Below are 15,536 nucleotides of genomic sequence, written 5' to 3' on the forward strand. Positions count from 1 at the left end.
TTCACCATGTCCCGTTACGGCATCATCGTCAACGTCGACCGCTGCGCCGGGTGCTTTGCCTGCGCGATCGCCTGCAAGGAAGAAAACCAGGTCGCTCCCGGCATCTTCTGGGAAAAGATCAAGCGCGACGAAAACGTCCGCGACAACGTCATCAACTGGTTCCGCATGAGCTGCATGCACTGCGACGATCCGGCCTGCATGAAGGTCTGCCCGATGAAGGCGATCCACAAGGGCCCGCACGGCGAAGTGCTCGTCGACCAGCAGAAGTGCATCGGCTGCAAGATGTGCGCCAATGCCTGCCCGTACGACGTTCCCGTCTTCAACACCGAAGGCAGGACCAGCTACTTCGGCGACAAGCAGCCGCTCGTCGTGCGTCCGGCCAAGCCTCACACCGAGCGCACGCCGGGCAAGGCCGAGCACTGCACGCTGTGCGTGCACCGCACCGAGCGCGGCCTGCTACCGGCCTGCGTCGAGGCCTGCGGCATCCACGCCATGACGCTCGTCGACTACGACAACCCGACGCCCGAAACAGCAAAACTCATCGAGGCCGCCCGCCCGATGAACGAAGCTGCGGGCACGCATCCGAAGATCCGCTACATCGCAAGGCACATGGATGCCGCGAAGATGGCGGTGAAGCTCGGCTAGCCGCCGGCTGACTACCGGTCCTAAGGGGCCGCGGCCTTCATGGGAAGGACGCGGCCCTTCCTTTTTCCCGCCCATCGTCCTTCGGCTTGTCCTTCGATTCGTTCTCCCGCCGCGCCCTCCCGAAGGCGGAAAAAAAGAAAAAGCCTTTTCGGAATGTGACGCAGGGGATGGCGGCGAAGGCCGGCTTTCTATAATTGCATGATCATCGAATCACTTCCGGAGACCACGAGATGGCTGCTTTTGAGATTACGGGCGGGATCGATCCGCTCCTTGCGGTGACGCTTGAGAAGGGCGAGGCAATTCTCGCCGAGTCGAACGCCATGGTCGCCATGGACACGGCGCTCTCCCTCAAGGGAAAGACCCGCGGCGGCCTCATGGGCTCGATCGCCCGCAAGTTCATGAACGACGAGACGTTCTTCCAGCAGAGGATCGAGGCGGACGACCAGGCGGGCACGGTGCTCCTCGCGCCGAACCTTCCCGGCGACGTGCGCATCCTCGACGTGGGTCCCGCGCAGTACCTGCTCTCGGACGGCGCCTTTCTCGCCTGCACCGAGGGCGTCGAACTCTCGACGAAGTCCCAGGGAATCGGCCGCGCGCTGCTCGGCGACTCCGGCGGCTTCTTCGTGATGGGCACCGAGGGCAGCGGCCGCATCGCCGTCTCGGGCTTCGGCTCCATCCGCGAGCTCGACGTCACGCCCGAGCGCCCGATCACGGTCGACAACGGCCACCTCGTCGCCTGGGACGCACGCCTGAGCTACGACCTGAGCATCAACACGGGCAAGAGCGGCTTCCTCGGCAAGCTCGTCAACAGCCAGACGACGGGCGAAGGCGTCGTGCTCAAGTTCCGCGGCACGGGCAAGGTCCTCGTCTGCTCGCGCAACAAGGGCGGCTTCCTCGACTGGATCCTCGGCAACATGCCCGCGCAGAAGACCGTCGAAAACTGACGCAGCCAAGGCACCCGACATGAACGCGAAAGGGCGCCCTGACCATTCGGACGGGCGCCCTTTCTGCGTCTTCGGCTCTCAGGATTTTTCCCTGCACCGAAATCCGCCTCCGGCACGTTGCGTCTTTGCCTGAATACGCCTTTCCTGCAGGGAATGAGAAGCGAATGCGCAAAATGGCGGCGTTTTTCACAGAAACAGCCGCAGGAAGCCTCCGAATTCATTCGGATGGAGGAACGCAGCAAACCTCTCTCTTCCAATCTATTTGTTGTCCCCGATGAAAGGCGTGTGTCTTTCCAGCCCCTGTGCTAAGGTACTTCCATGAGCACGAAATCCTTCATCATCAGTCTTCCGATCATCACGACCGCCGTCGGCTGCAGAAGAGTTTCAGCTTCGGCTGCAACCTTCAGAACGCCGTCATGGGTGGTGGATGGGATCGTGTTCTGATACATGGTCAGCTCCCTTTTTGCAAGGGTTGGGTGTCGCTTTTAGGGTACAGCTTCCCCCTGAGGGCGCGCAAACCCAAACGCGCGCCCTCATTCAATTCCGTGGCGAAGCCACATTCTGAAAACGTAACTCGATGGTCTGAAGCTCCGGCGTCGCGTGTTGGCGCACGAATAGGCTAAATTCCCCATTCTCCTGCCTGGAAAGCGCTTAGAGAGACGCTCGAGAGCCTACATCGACTCGCGCACAATTAGCTGTCATCAGTCTTCGATCCCGTCCAAATCTTTAGCGCGGAACGCGCTAGTGACTTCGTTCAGACTTCTACCAGAAGAACCGCTTTCAACAATAATCGAAGTTGAAGAAAGGGCTTCACTGAAATACATCCGCGGTCAGGAGGCATTCATTCCTAAGCCTCCGCCGACATAGTGAGATTCGGGACAATAGAGGTGTTTTATAAAAATGGCGTGATTAATGCCATCAAGGCGATATCACATCAGAACACTCAGCATCACTCTATTGCGTTGAGCACGATTCATCACTAGTAGTTGCCTTCGTAGTCCTTGGCGGAATATTGCCGATGATCGCTATGCGCGATCCGTACCTTTAACGGCTCGGTACGGGTGTGTAATCTACCTTGTCCTTCATCAGGCGATAAACAATTCTGGCGATCTTGGCTGCAATTGCACAGACAATCACACCTCGTTTCTTGCCGCTGTCTCGCAACTTTCGAACCCAATCGCCAAAATTCCCTTTCAGCTTATCGGCGTGCATGAGTATTACCTGTCCGCATTGCACCAGATTCGCTCGCAGCCTCTTGGGGCCGCATTTTGTGATGCCGTTTAGCGTGGTGTTGCCACCGGTGCTGTTCTGCTTTGGAACAAGCCCAATGGAGGCGGCAAACTGCCCGCTGTTTTTGAACCGCCCGATGTCGCCTCCGATGTGCACCAACATTCCGACTGCCGTCTGAGCACCAACCCCCGGTACGGTCATAATGCGTTGGGCGTCGTCATCCGTCTTGGCGATCTCCTCCATGCGCTTTTTGGCTTCCTCCTCTTGCTCGAACAGGTTGAGCCACATCTCGCGTCGTCGGAGAAAAGACGACATCACTTCCTCAGGAATCGGTTCCGCATTCTTTTCAAGGTGAGCCATCATGCGAGACTGGATGAATTTTTTCGACTTGGGTCCGGGACAGCCGAACTCTTCGAGACCGGCATGGATCTGATTCCCCACCTGGATCCGCAACTCCTGAATGCTCTTGTACTCGTTCTGAAGGAATTGCAGCGACTGTTGGCGTTGATTCTTCACGAAGACGAATTTGGTGCCGGGGACGTAGAGGAGCCTGGCAATGTAGTCCGCATCTCGAATGTCGTTCTTTTGACAAACATTGCGCAATGCCTTGACATCAGCCCCTTTGACGAGCCGGGTGTCATGGCCGAGATCGGCAATGTCACGTGCGCGAACATGGCAACCTTTGCATGACTCCATCAGGACAACTGCAGGCTGTGCGTTTGCAAGCCATTCCATAAGGTGCGGGTAGGCCCAGTTGGCTTTGGTGAAGCAGATCTTGTTGTCGGCATTGTATGCAACAACGTCGCAATGGTCTTTGGCCAGGTCGATGCCGATCGCAACGGCAATCTTGCGTTTCTCAAAAACTTGTGTAGTATTCATGACGAAGCACTCCTCTTATCGTTTGAGTTTTCACTGGACTCATTGGCACTTAGATGCCGCGGTACTCTCGGCCAGAAGCGAGATTTAAGAGAGAGTGCTTCTTTTGTTTGCAAGTTGTCAAGTTCTGCATTGATGGTCTCCGGTGTTCGATGCCCCTTCTGGAGCTGACCATCTAATTAAAATGCGCGCCACGGCCGAGTGGCAGACCGCAAGAGCCATGCCGAAGAGCAGTGAAAGAACCAAGGCTTTCCGCGATCTTCGCGTGCGGTTCCGCTTGAGCGAGTACGACTTTCATGCCGACGTCGCCAAGCACCGCAAGGCTTCGGGACGTTGCCACCTGCTCGGTATCAACGAATCTCAAAAACTTGCTTCGAGAGCGTGGATCTCGGTGGAACGCCACCTCTACAACGGCGGCTCTCCGAGGTTCATCAGTTCTCGACGCGGACTGCATTCGATCGAAGGGAAGACCAATCGCACCGGCATCATCTGGAAAGCAGATCAGCAGTGCGTAACCGTCTGCAAGCACGTATACCGTGTTCGCGTTGACAAGTGCGACGACTGGCTCACCCGAGCTTTGCAGGATCCGACGGATCCCACAAGGCCCAGAAAGGTGAAGTATTGTCGGATCGTGCGTGAAATGCGCAAGGGCAAGGAGCGCTTTCTCCTGCAACTTGTTGCCGAAGGAACAAGCCCTCTGAAGCACGCCTACGCCGGCAAGGATCTGCGCATGGCCATTGATCCGGGACTCGGGTCGCTCACCTATGCGACTGAAGACGGGACAATTGCCAAAGTGCAGATTGCGCCGAGCGCGGACACGGATCACCGTGCCGTGCGCAAGCTTCAGCGTGCGATGGAGCGCAGCCGCCAAGCGACGAATCCCGACAACTACGAAACGGTTGAGGTGGTTCGTCACGGCAAGAAGCACAAGTCTCTGAAGGTGAAGTCCGGAAGGCTTCAGTGGCGGTTCTCGAAGCGCTATGAAAGTCTGCGGGCAGAACTAGCGGAGATTTTTCGTCTTTCGGCCGCAACTCGCAAGCGCGAGCACGGCGAGGTCTGCAACTGGCTTCTCGGCCATGCGGGCCACATCATTGTGGAGGACAATAGTTATAAGGCGTTCCAGAGGGGACGGTTCGGCAAGACCATCGGGCGACATGCGCCGGCAGCGTTATACGCACAACTGACGAACAAGGCTGAAAGCGCCGGTTTGTTGGTGGAAGTCGTATCGCCAAAGAAGCTCAAGCCCACGCAGCACAATCTGCTGACGGGCCAATTTGTCAAGCACGAACTTTGGGAGCGCCGCGTACGATTGGGCAACGATGACGACGATCGCTGGATCGACCGCGATGCGGCGGCTTGTCTGAATCTGTTGTACGCAGATCTTGAAAAACAAACCTACGTCCCGGAACGGATCTGTGAGGCCGTTCTAGCCGGAGTAACAGCCTGGCTTGACGCCGGTGTCGTAGTCATTCAAGCCCGAGAAGGAATCACCGAGCGCGAGTTCGGGAGGTTCCGACGGCGGGGGATTCCGTCCCTTACCGTACAAGGGTTGCGTCAGCAAGGATTTCGTGGTCGGAGTGACAGCAAATCGGGGACAACCCCGAGGCGAAAAGCCTCGACTGTATCGAAACCCTCCCACTTCAGTGGCGAGGTTGTTTAGACAAAAGCAAAAAAAGCAGGCATGATATTCACATGAGGTCCCTCGCTCAGGGCCTGCCTGTCGGCGGTCCGCAGAAGAGGCGAAGAGGGCACTGGAGGTAAACTTATGAACATTCTCGTTCCCGTCGACGGCACCGAACACAGCCTGCGCGCCGTTGAATTCCTGACCACCCGCACCGACCTGCTCGGCGCCGCTCCGAAGATCACGATCTTCTTCTCGCAGCATCCCGTGCCGCAGCGCATGATCACGAGCCTCGAACCGCTCACGATCAAGGACTACTACGCCGAGGAGGCCGAAAGCCTCTTCGCGTCCGTGCGCGCCCTGCTCGGCGACACGAAGCTCAACATCGAGATGCACTACGCCGTCGGCTCTCCCGCCGAGGAGATCGTGAAGGAAGCCGACCTCGTCGACGCCGACCTCATCATCATGGGCATCCGCGGGCATTCCGCCGTGAGCAGCTTCCTCTTCGGCTCCGTCTCGAACGCCGTTCTCGCCCACACCCACCGTCCGATCCTGATGCTGCGCGACAAGCTCCCCGAAGGGACCTCGCTTCTTCGCATCGGCATCGCCTGCGACGGCTCCGAATACGGCGAGCGCGCCGTGGACTTCGTGCTCAAGAACCGCGCGCTCTTCGGCTCCGAAACCCGCTACGAGCTTCTCAACGCGGGCCGCTCCACCCATACGATCGGCCTCTCCTCGATGGCAAGCATGATGTCGAGTCCGACGGCCGCCGCCGACATGGTCAAGCTTCGCGGCCAGCACTTCGACGCAGTGATGGCCGCCCTCATGCCCAAGTTCGAGGCCGAAGGCATCAAGCCGCGCCCCGTGCGCCTTGACGGCAACCCCGGCGAAGTGATCGCCGACTACGCCGAAAACACGCCGCTCGACCTGCTCCTCATGGGCTCGCACGGCTACGGCAACCTGCGCTCCGCGCTCATGGGCTCCACCGCCCAGAAGATCGCGGCCAACAGCTCCGTGCCGCTGCTCATCATCCGATAAGCACAATCCGCATGACTGAAAGCGGGCGCCTTCCGATCAGGAAGACGCCCGCGTCTCATTCATGCGTCAATGCATCGACGAAAACCAGAGGAATGACCTCATTCGATGGCGATCATCTTCTTGGCCTTGGCTTCGATCGCCTCCTTCTTCGGGATCGAGATGCTCAGGACGCCGTTTTCGTACTTCGCCTTGACGTCTTCTTCAGTCACGCCCTCGCCCACGTAGAACGCGCGGCTCAGAGCGCCGGACCAGCGTTCGCGGCGAACGCACTGGCCCTTCTTTTCGGCCTCCTGCGTCTCCTCAACGGCCTTTTCAGCGCTGATCGTCAGATAGCCGTCCTTGAGCGTGGCGCTGATGTTCTCCTTGCGGAAGCCCGGAAGCTCAACATCAAGCTCCCAGCTCTTTTCGCCTTCGCGCACGTCGGTCTTCATCAGACGGCCGGCGCGGTTGCCGAAGAGCTTGTCATGACCGTGACGATCGGTCATGCCGGCGAACGGGAACGTTTCATCGAAAAGGTCTTCACCAAAAACAGACGGAAGCAGCATTTTGTTTTCCTTCATTGTCTTCTGCCGTCGACCATGGCGGTGTGCATTCGGAGAAGTGCCTGTGCGGCACCCTTTCGGGCGCCCCGCACCTCTCTCTGAGGACTATATGGAGGCTTCAAGTCTGATTTCAAGCTCGGAAAAAGCGAAACCTTTGCCTAAAGGCAAAAGAAAAGCGGAGTTCGTGCATCAGGAAGGCTCCCCTCCTCTTCAGACGGCTCAAGGATTGTCGAGAGCCTTCGGATATACTCGAAAAATCCTGAAGCTCCCGGAGATGCGTCATGGAAGACGTGAAGGCTCAACTTGCCCTTTTGACACGGGTCGTCACTGACCTTCAGAAAGTCGTGCTCGAACTCAAGGCGGAAATCTCGGCGCTGCGCAGCCAAAGCAGTTTGCCCAAAGCCGTCGAACCGCTCAAAGCAGTCGAAACCCCGCCCGCAACCGCCACGTCAGGCCTCGAGATTCCTGATGAGCCGTGGACGGACGCTGAAGCCAAAACACAAGCCCCATGCGGCAGCACCGGAAAACAATTGGTCAAGACGCCGAAGATTGTTGCGGAAACGGATCTCACTTCACGAGAGAAGGTCGAGCTGTTCGCAGGTCTATTTGCAGGCAGATCCGATGTCTACGCAACCCGCTGGGCCTCCAGGACCGACGCGCAAAAGTCCGGCTACTCGCCGAAATGCACCATGCGTTACACCGAAGGCTGCAGCCTGAAGTGCCACCTGTGCCCGCACCGAGCCTACGAAAAGGTGACTGCCGGGACCTACTACTTCCATCTCAAAGGCGACATCGTGATGGGCGTCTATCCGCTCCTGACGGACAACACCTGCCGATTTGCCGTTCTTGACTTTGATAACAGTGACTGGGAGCGTGACGGCAAAGCCGTCATCAAGACCGCCAGAAAGCACGGCATTCCACTCGTTCCTGAAATCTCCCGATCCGCCTGCGGCGTGCACCTGTGGCTCTTCCTGTCCGTACCCATGCAGGCCGCAGTGGTCAGACGGGTTCTTGAAAGACTGATTGCGCTCACAATCGCCGATGAGGGGCTACTCAAGCTCGACTCCTTCGACCGCATCATTCCCTGTCAGGACGAACTGCCGCGCGGCAACAGCAGCATCGGCAATCTGGTGGCGCTTCCCATGCAGCCTGAAGCCAAGGCGCGCGGTGGTTCATCCTTCATTCGAAGGGACGCCCGCCTTTCATTCATGCGTCAAGCCCGCATGCATCTCAGGACTTCGCGAAGACACCGCGCATGACGGGACCGACGCGCAGGAGACAGAAGAGCGCGCCTGCGGCCGCAATGGCACCGCCCGCCCAACCGATGTCGGCGATCGAGGCGTGGGTGCAGACGAGGCCGCCCACGAGGGCGCCCGAACCGATGCCCACGTTATAGATGCCCGAATAGACGCTCATGGCAACGGCCGTGCCCGACGGAACGGCACGGATGATGGCCGACTGGAAGACCAGGTTGTAGAGCGTCACCGCAAGCCCCCAGAAGATGCAGAGCAGCACGATCGTGAGTTCGCCGCCGCCCAGAGGCGCCATGAGAAAGAGGCTCGCGACGATGCCGAACACTGAGAACTGCAGGAAGCCGATCGGACGGCGGTCAAAGAAGTGCGAGAAGATCCAGCTGCCGAGAATGCCCACGGCGCCGTAGGCGACGAGCACCCAGGTAATGCGGTCGGGATGCATGCCGGTCACCTGCGCGAGGAAGGGCTCGATGTACGAGTAGACCGTGAAGTTCCCCGTCATGATGAGCGGCGTCAGGATATAGATGCCCATGAGAGCGGGCCGGCTCAGAAGTGCTGGCACCTTGTCGAGCGCCACGGCATTGCGGCTGTGCACGCTCGGGAAAAAGCGCCAGAGGCAGACGAGCGCAATCGCCGCGACAAGCCCGATGGCGAGGAAGGTCATGCGCCAGCCCAGATAGAGGCCGAGCACGCGTCCGAGCGGCAGGCCCGCGATCATGGCGATGGACGAACCCGCGACCACAAGGCCGAGCGCGGCGGAGGTCTTGTGCTTCGGTGCAACCTCGACGGCAAGCGGGCTCACGACGGACCAGAAAATCGCGTGCGAGCAGGCGACGCCAAGGCGCGACGCGAGGAGAATCCAGTAGTTGGATGCGACGACCGAGAGCACGTGGCTCGCGACGAAGAGCGCAAGCACCGACATCATGAGGCGACGACACTCCATCTTCGAGGCGAGCAGCATCAGCGGCAGCGACATGAGCGCGACGACCCAGGCGTAGGTCGTCACGAGCCAACCCATCTCGGCCTCGGTGCGGCCGAAGTCACGGCCGATGTCGGTGAGAAGCCCGATCGGAATGAATTCGGAGGTGTTGAAGACGAAGGTGCAGAGCGTGAGCGTCAATACGGGAAGCCAACGCATGAAGATGGTCTTTTCGCCGGTGTCGGTCATGATGATGTGCGCTTTGATTTTGTCCGGGACTGTCGTTTTCATCCGCAGGCGGGACCTGCGTTTTTTTGGCGGATGAGAATCTTAGCGCAGCCGTCCGGCGAAGGCAGCGGCCTGAAGCGGCGTCAATGACGCACATCAAGCCGCTGCGGGAGACTTGCTCTGTGTGAGGAACGAACGGGGCGGGCGGCCTTGCGCCCCGCCCCGAATGAAGCTTGAGGGCCGCTCGTCAGGCGTCTTCGTCGGGCAGGCGAACGTCGGGGACGTGCTCCTCGCGTGCGTTCTTCGAGAGGATGAAGTCGAAGTAGTCGCTGATGTACTCGCGGGGCGAGCCGATGAGCTCGTTGCCCACGAGCACGTGGATTAAGATCGACTGGATGAGCGGCGCGACGAGGACGACGGGACGGTTGCGCACGAAGTCGGGGACGTCCTCCTTCTCGAGCATGCGGGCAAGAAGGCCGTCATTTCTGAAGACAGGCACGAAGAGCCTCGCGTAAAGGTCGTGCATGATCTCGGGCGAGCGCAGGCCCTCGGCCCAGACGAGTCGGAAAACGCGCAGGTTGCGCTTTGAGCGCGGCGTGCCGTCGGTGAGCGGCGCGACGACCTTCATGAGCCTATCCTTGAGGGGAAGGCCCTCGTTTTCGGAGCTCGTCACGTTTTCGAGGTTGCGGTGCATGACGCCCGCGATGCCTTCGGCAAGCGCGTGCAGGAGTTCCTCCTTGCCCTTGAAGTAGTTGTAGATCGTCCCCTTGGCGACGCCCGCGCTGCGGGCGATGTCTTCCATTCGGGTGGCGGCAAAGCCCCTTTCCTCGAAGCAGTCGAGGGCCGCCGAAAGGATGCGGCGGCGCTTGTCTTCAGTCTTGACGGCCATGTCCGGTTGACTCCCTTTTCAAAAGTTTCTTGTCTTCGGCGCAGATCACGAGATCTTGTGCCTGAAGAGATAGGTTGCGAGGCTCATCGAGCCGAGCCCCACGAGAGCGACGGGCCAGACGAGCGGCAGGATGTCCATGAGGCCCGCGCCCTCGAAGTAGACGGCGCGGATGGCCTGGATGCTGTAGCGAAGCGGATTGAGGATCGTAGCGGTCTGCATCCAGTGGGGCATGGCGCGCACGCTCGTCATGAGGCCCGAGAGGATCACCATCGGGAGCATCATCACGATGATCATGACGATCGACTGCTGGATGTTGTCCGCAACGGCCGAGACGCCCAGACCCAGGCCCACCATGCAGAGGCTGAATCCAAAGATCACGAGGCCGAGCAGCAGGAACGAGCCCTTGAAAGGAAGCTCGAACCAGAGGAAGCCGATCTCGAAGATCAGGAAGGCCTGTCCGCAGGCGATGAGGGTCGGCATGACGGCCTTGCCGATCAGGATCTCGATGCTGTCGGCGGGCGTCATGAGCATCATGTCGAACGAGCCGTCCTCGCGCTCGCGCGAGACCGAGAGACCGGCAAGCAGCAGCACCTGAATGAGCGCGAGCACGGGAATGAGGCCAGGCACGATCGTGTAGCGGGTGATCCCGTTCTCATTCCAACGCGCGCGGTCGCGCACCTCGACGGCGAGCCCGCCGCCGTGCTTCGCGTTGACCTGCGTCGCGATCGAGCTGATGTAGCCGTAAGCGATGCCCGCGGTCGTGGAGTTGCGAGCGTCGGAGACGACCATCATCTCGCCCTTGCGGTCGAAGTCGTTCGGGAAGTAGACCCCGACGAGCGCCTCACTCGAGTCGATGCTCTTCTCGAAGTCGGCGAGCGAGACGGCGTTTCGCTTGAGGTCGAAGATGCCGTTGCCCGTGATGCCGCGCACGATTTCGGCCGAGGCCGACGAGTGCGACTCGTCAAGAAGCACCCAGGGCACGCGCTCAAGGTTGAAGGTCGCGCCGTAGCCAAAGAGAATGGCCTGCAGGAACACAGGCGCGATGAGCACCATGCGCGAGCCCTTGTCGCCGAACGTGACGGCGAACTCCTTCACGACGATGGCGAAGATGCGGTTGAGAGACGCGCGCACGTCCCGCCAGAGGGACTTCAGCATGATGCGCCTCCCTTCGGTTCGGACTTGTCGGGGACCGTCACAGGCGGGCGCTTGCGCAGGACCCGCACGGCCATGCAGAAGAAGAGCGCGGCCCAGCAGCAGAGGATCCCGACGTTGCGCCACAGGATCGGACCGTCGCCCGCCAGGAAGCACTGCTTGAAGGCCTCGACGGCGTAGGTGGGCGGCAGGAGCCTGCCGACGAACTCGATCCAGACAGGGACGCTCCTCAGATCGAAGAGGAAGCCCGAAAGCATCAGGCTCGGCATGTAGGCGAGCACGACGGCGAGCTCGATCGCGAGGAACTGGTTCTTCACCTTGGCGGAGATGAAGAGGCCGAGCGCCGTGCCCATGGCGGTCAGGGTGAGCAGGATGGCGAGCACGCCCGCGATGCTTCCCCTGAGCGGCTGTCCGAAGACGAGGAAGCTCGTGCAGAGCGAGAGGAGCGAGCCGCCGAAGGCGATCGTCCAGTAGCTGAGCCACTTCGCGAGGAAGATCTCAAGGGGCGAGGCCGGCGTCGCGAAGATCGCGGCCATGGTGCCGCGCTCCCATTCGCGCGCGATCACGATGGCGCTCATCATGGTGGACGCTGCGCCCACGACGATGACGAGGATGCCCGGTACGAGGTACCAGGTCGAGATGCTCGCCTCGTTGAACCAACTGCGGGACGCGAGCGACTTGACGGGCCCAGCCGAGACGCGCGAGGCGACGGCGGACTCGATCATGCCGTTCGATACCATCTTCGTGACGGAGCTGTTGAGCTGTCCGAGCACGTAGCTCTTGAAGAGCGTCGCGGAATTGCTGTCGACGCCGTAGACCGTGAGGCCGAGCTCGGCCGCCTCGCCCTGCTGGGCGTTGGCCGCAAAGCCCGCCGGAATCGTGAGGATGCACTCGACCTCGCGGGCCTCAAGCGCCTTTTCGGCGGGCGCCTTCGCGTAGAAGACCTTCGCGTCGAAGTACGGATTCGCGGTGAAGTCGACGGCAATGCGCTGCGCGACGGGCGTGCGCTCCTCGAGGACGATCGCGACGGGCACGTCCTTCATGTCCATCGAGATGCCGAAGCCGCAGACGAGCAGCATGAAGAGCGGCAGGAAGACGCCGATGACGAGCGCAGACGGATCGCACCCGATCTGGTGCCACTCCTTGACGATGAGCGCCAGACATCTGGAAGCCGAAAAGCGCAGCAGTCCTGTTTTTCTCGCGGCGGTCATGATGCGGCCTCCTTTTTCCTCACAGCTCGGGCGGCTTCGACGATGGCGATGAAGGCGTCCTCGATCGAGCGGATCGTGCGGCCCGGCGCATCCTTGGCGGCGAAGGCGCGCACCTCACCGGGCGAACCCAGCGCCAGAATGCGACCCGCGTCCTGGATGAGGAAACGGTCGCAGTACTCTGCCTCCTCCATGAAGTGAGTCGTCACGACGATCGTCGTACCTGCGGCCGCAAGCTTCGTGAGACTGCGCCAGAAGGCGCGGCGGGACGCGAGGTCGGCGCCCGAGGTCGCCTCGTCAAGAAAGAGGATCTTCGGATGGTGAAGAAGCGCGCAGGCGATCGACAAATCGCGCTTCGCACCCACGGGCAGCGACTTGGCAGGCATGCGCCTGTAGGCCGAAAGCCCGTAGCCGCGCATCGCCTCGGCGACGCGGCGGGTGAGCCTCGGACCCCAGAAGCCGTAGCTTCGCCCGAAGTAGCGCAGGTTCTGCTCGACCGTGAGCTTGTCGTAGAGGGAGAACTTCTGGGCGACGTAGCCGATCTCGGCGCGCACCTCGGCCTTGGCCTCGCGAAGATCCCAGCCCACGACCTCGATCTCTCCGCCCGAAGGCGCAAGAAGGCCGCAGAGCATGCGGAAGGTCGTGGTCTTGCCCGCGCCGTTGGGGCCGAGCAGGCCGAAGATCTCTCCGCGCTTCACGTCAAAGGTCGTGTCAGCGACCGCCACGAAGCTGCCGAACGTGCGCGAAAGATCGCGCGCGCGGATCGGCACGTCGCCCGTGTCAAGCCGCCCCGGATCGTCGGGGTCGGGCGCTGCGGACGAGGCGGCGTCGTCGGCGCGCACGGTCTCCATCGTGAAGGTGAGGAGCGCATAGGCGTCCTCCATGCGCGGCGCACGTTCGAGAACGTCGAAGTCGGGAACGGTCCCCGTCTCGTCCCTGCGAAGCGCGAGTTCGACCTCGCGCTCGGCGAATTCGCGGGTGTTGGGGGCGTTGAGCAGCAGGTCGATGCCGCCGTCGCGGGGGACGGCGTCGAGAAAGACCGACTTTTCGGGGGCAGGCGAAACCTTGAGCATCATGCGGCGCGAGAGCGACTTCCTCTCGGCGTCTGAAAAACCCGAAAGATCGAGCGCATAGGTGCGGCCCTTCGTGCGCCCGAGAAGCTCCGCGGGCGTGCCCGAGCCGATGATGCGACCCTCCGACATGCAGAGCACCCAGTCGGCCGACTCAGCCTCCTCGAGATAGGCGGTGGAGAAGAAGCACGTCGTGACGCCCTGCCCGACCATGCGCCGGATCACGGCCCAGAGCTCGCGGCGCGAGAGCGGGTCGACGCCCACGGTGGGCTCGTCGAGGAGAAGGAGCGCGGGCGCGCGCACGAGCGCGACGGCCAGCGCGAGCTTCTGCTTCATGCCGCCCGAGAGCTTGCCCGCAGGGCGGCCCTCGAAGCCCTCAAGGCCCGTGAGCGCAATGAGGCTCGCGTAGTACGCCTCGATCGTCATGTCTTCGGGAGGCTTCGCGCCCCTGAGCGCACCGAAGAGCTTCATGTTCTCCATGACGGAGAGGTCCTTGTAGAGGCCGAGCGTCTGCGGCATGTAGCCCACGGCGTTGACGAAGTCCTCGTCGTCGGGGTCCGGAGTACGCCCGAGCACGCTGAGCGAGCCTGAGTCCTGGCCCACGAGCCCGCAGATCATCTGCATGAGCGTCGACTTGCCCGCGCCGTCGGGACCGATGAGCGCGACCAAGCGCGCCTCGGGCGGTACGGCGAAGGTGACGCCGTCGACCGCACGCACGGGCTCGCGTCCGTCCTCGGACGCAAAGACCCTGCAGAGCGCCGACGCTTCAATGACGGATGTCGTCATGACGTGCTTTCCTCCAGCGGCGGATTCAGGGCGCGAAGTCCACGGTCACGGGCTGGCCGAGACGCAGGCGGTTGCCCGGATCCTCGACGTTGAGCCTCACCTCGTAGACGAGCACCGTGCGCAGGTCCTGCGTCGCAACGGTCTTGGGCGTGAACTCGGCCTCGCTCGAGATGTGGCCCACGCGGGCCTTGAGCGGCTCGGTCGTGTCGGTCGTCACGAGCGCCTCGGCGCCTTCCTGCACGTACTTGAGCTGGGTCTCGGAAACGTAGGCGCGGACCCACTTCGGATCCATGATGCTGATCTGATAGACGGTCCTCGCGGCGGAGGCCATGTCGCCCGGCTCGGCCATGCGCGTGCGCACGACGCCGTTGACGGGCGAGACGAGAACGGCGGCCGTCTCGATCTGATAGGTGAGCGAGTCGACGGCGGCGCGGCCCGCATCAAGGGCGGCCTTCGTTTGGCGGACCTCGTCGGGACGCAGACCCGCGACCTTGAGTTCGTAGACCGCACGGGCGCTCGCAGCCTGCTTTTCAAGCACAATGCGGCTCCAGCGCGCGTTGTCCACGTTCTGAGCCGTCGTGGCGTTGGCCTTCCAGAGCTTGAGCTGGCGGTCCTCGGTCTTTCTTGCAAGCGCAAGATTGCTCTCCACCGCATCGAGCTCGGCCTTCGCGGAACTGATCTCCTCCTTGCGGAAGCCCTCTTCGGCCAGACGCCACTGGGCGTCAAGCCCTTCGGCCTGCGCTTCTGCGCGACGGCGCTCGATCTCGAGCGCACGCGTGTCGAGGCGCCCGATCACGTCGCCCGCCTTCACGGCCTCGCCTTCCTCCCTGAGAAGCTCGGCGATGCGCCCGCCCCCCTCGAAGGCCAGGGACACCTCGCGCGCATCCACGCTGCCCCAGGCCACGCTCGGCTTCGCCTCGCGGCTCTTCTGCCACTCTGCGAAGCCCCAGCCTGCTCCCGCCGCGACCGCCGCCGCAACGACCAGCACCACGGCCTTCTTTCCAACCGCCATTTCAAGCCTCCTTGAGGGCGGATTCATTTTGAATCGCCCGGTTCATTTTCTTAAGGAGACTATAACACCGTTCCAGCCCATTTTGAACCCGTCGGTCACCTTTGTTTTGTACTGACCGGCCAT

Annotated in this window: 14 protein-coding genes; 6 read left to right on the forward strand and 8 right to left on the reverse strand. The window is 61.5% G+C overall.

Annotation, left to right across the window (positions count from 1 at the left end; all coding sequences use genetic code 11):
• Positions 1–6: 6 nt before the first annotated feature.
• From HMPREF9465_RS05040 to HMPREF9465_RS13885, 3 genes are all read left to right on the forward strand, one after another.
• On the forward strand, positions 7–645 hold the full coding sequence (locus HMPREF9465_RS05040) for a 4Fe-4S dicluster domain-containing protein (RefSeq protein ID WP_005434723.1): 639 nt from the start codon (positions 7–9) through the stop codon (positions 643–645).
• A gap of 230 nt (positions 646–875) precedes the next feature.
• A complete protein-coding gene (locus HMPREF9465_RS05045) occupies positions 876–1,589 on the forward strand; it encodes a TIGR00266 family protein (RefSeq protein ID WP_005434724.1) in 714 nt (237 codons plus the stop codon).
• A gap of 318 nt (positions 1,590–1,907) precedes the next feature.
• Positions 1,908–2,033 (forward strand): hypothetical protein, encoded by a 126-nt coding sequence (locus HMPREF9465_RS13885; protein WP_269208163.1) that lies wholly within the window; start codon positions 1,908–1,910, stop codon positions 2,031–2,033.
• 600 nt (positions 2,034–2,633) lie between these two features.
• On the opposite strand, the gene HMPREF9465_RS05050 is transcribed toward HMPREF9465_RS13885, so the two are convergent.
• Positions 2,634–3,698 (reverse strand): IS110 family transposase, encoded by a 1,065-nt coding sequence (locus HMPREF9465_RS05050; RefSeq protein WP_005434726.1) that lies wholly within the window; start codon positions 3,696–3,698, stop codon positions 2,634–2,636.
• A gap of 217 nt (positions 3,699–3,915) precedes the next feature.
• Between HMPREF9465_RS05050 and HMPREF9465_RS13390 the strand changes: the two genes are divergently transcribed.
• Entirely contained in the window at positions 3,916–5,355 is a 1,440-nt protein-coding gene (locus HMPREF9465_RS13390) for a hypothetical protein (protein ID WP_196793853.1), read from the forward strand.
• 105 nt (positions 5,356–5,460) lie between these two features.
• Entirely contained in the window at positions 5,461–6,354 is an 894-nt protein-coding gene (locus HMPREF9465_RS05060) for a universal stress protein (RefSeq protein WP_005434728.1), read from the forward strand.
• A gap of 98 nt (positions 6,355–6,452) precedes the next feature.
• On the opposite strand, the gene HMPREF9465_RS05065 is transcribed toward HMPREF9465_RS05060, so the two are convergent.
• The gene (locus HMPREF9465_RS05065; protein ID WP_231289348.1) at positions 6,453–6,914 is read right to left on the reverse strand and encodes an Hsp20/alpha crystallin family protein; all 462 of its coding nucleotides are present in this window, start codon (positions 6,912–6,914) and stop codon (positions 6,453–6,455) included.
• Between the two features lie 263 nt (positions 6,915–7,177).
• On the opposite strand from HMPREF9465_RS05065, the gene HMPREF9465_RS05070 reads away from it, so the two are divergent.
• The gene (locus tag HMPREF9465_RS05070; RefSeq protein ID WP_005434730.1) at positions 7,178–8,155 is read left to right on the forward strand and encodes a TOTE conflict system archaeo-eukaryotic primase domain-containing protein; all 978 of its coding nucleotides are present in this window, start codon (positions 7,178–7,180) and stop codon (positions 8,153–8,155) included.
• Here HMPREF9465_RS05070 and HMPREF9465_RS05075 read toward each other — a convergent pair.
• The 6 genes from HMPREF9465_RS05075 to HMPREF9465_RS05100 all read right to left on the reverse strand — a co-directional run bounded on the left by HMPREF9465_RS05075 (position 8,127) and on the right by HMPREF9465_RS05100 (position 15,413).
• A complete protein-coding gene (locus HMPREF9465_RS05075) occupies positions 8,127–9,317 on the reverse strand; it encodes a sugar transporter (protein WP_196793854.1) in 1,191 nt (396 codons plus the stop codon). The two genes, HMPREF9465_RS05070 and HMPREF9465_RS05075, sit on opposite strands and share 29 nt — an antisense overlap.
• Positions 9,318–9,543: 226 nt before the next feature.
• Entirely contained in the window at positions 9,544–10,185 is a 642-nt protein-coding gene (locus HMPREF9465_RS05080; RefSeq protein WP_005434732.1) for a TetR/AcrR family transcriptional regulator, read from the reverse strand.
• 45 nt (positions 10,186–10,230) lie between these two features.
• Positions 10,231–11,340, reverse strand: a complete 1,110-nt coding sequence (locus HMPREF9465_RS05085; RefSeq protein ID WP_005434733.1) for an ABC transporter permease — start codon at positions 11,338–11,340, stop codon at positions 10,231–10,233.
• Positions 11,334–12,548, reverse strand: a complete 1,215-nt coding sequence (locus HMPREF9465_RS05090) for an ABC transporter permease (RefSeq protein ID WP_005434734.1) — start codon at positions 12,546–12,548, stop codon at positions 11,334–11,336. The genes HMPREF9465_RS05085 and HMPREF9465_RS05090 overlap by 7 nt, the downstream gene beginning before the upstream one ends.
• On the reverse strand, positions 12,545–14,401 hold the full coding sequence (locus tag HMPREF9465_RS05095) for an ATP-binding cassette domain-containing protein (RefSeq protein ID WP_005434735.1): 1,857 nt from the start codon (positions 14,399–14,401) through the stop codon (positions 12,545–12,547). Before HMPREF9465_RS05095 ends, HMPREF9465_RS05090 begins: the two co-directional genes overlap by 4 nt.
• Before the next feature lie 25 nt (positions 14,402–14,426).
• Complete coding sequence (locus HMPREF9465_RS05100; protein ID WP_005434736.1) at positions 14,427–15,413, reverse strand: HlyD family efflux transporter periplasmic adaptor subunit; 987 nt, start codon at positions 15,411–15,413, stop codon at positions 14,427–14,429.
• Between the last annotated feature and the right edge of the window lie 123 nt (positions 15,414–15,536).

It is taken from the genome of Sutterella wadsworthensis 2_1_59BFAA, assembly GCF_000297775.1.
Classification (GTDB): Bacteria; Pseudomonadota; Gammaproteobacteria; order Burkholderiales; family Burkholderiaceae_F; genus Sutterella; species Sutterella wadsworthensis_A.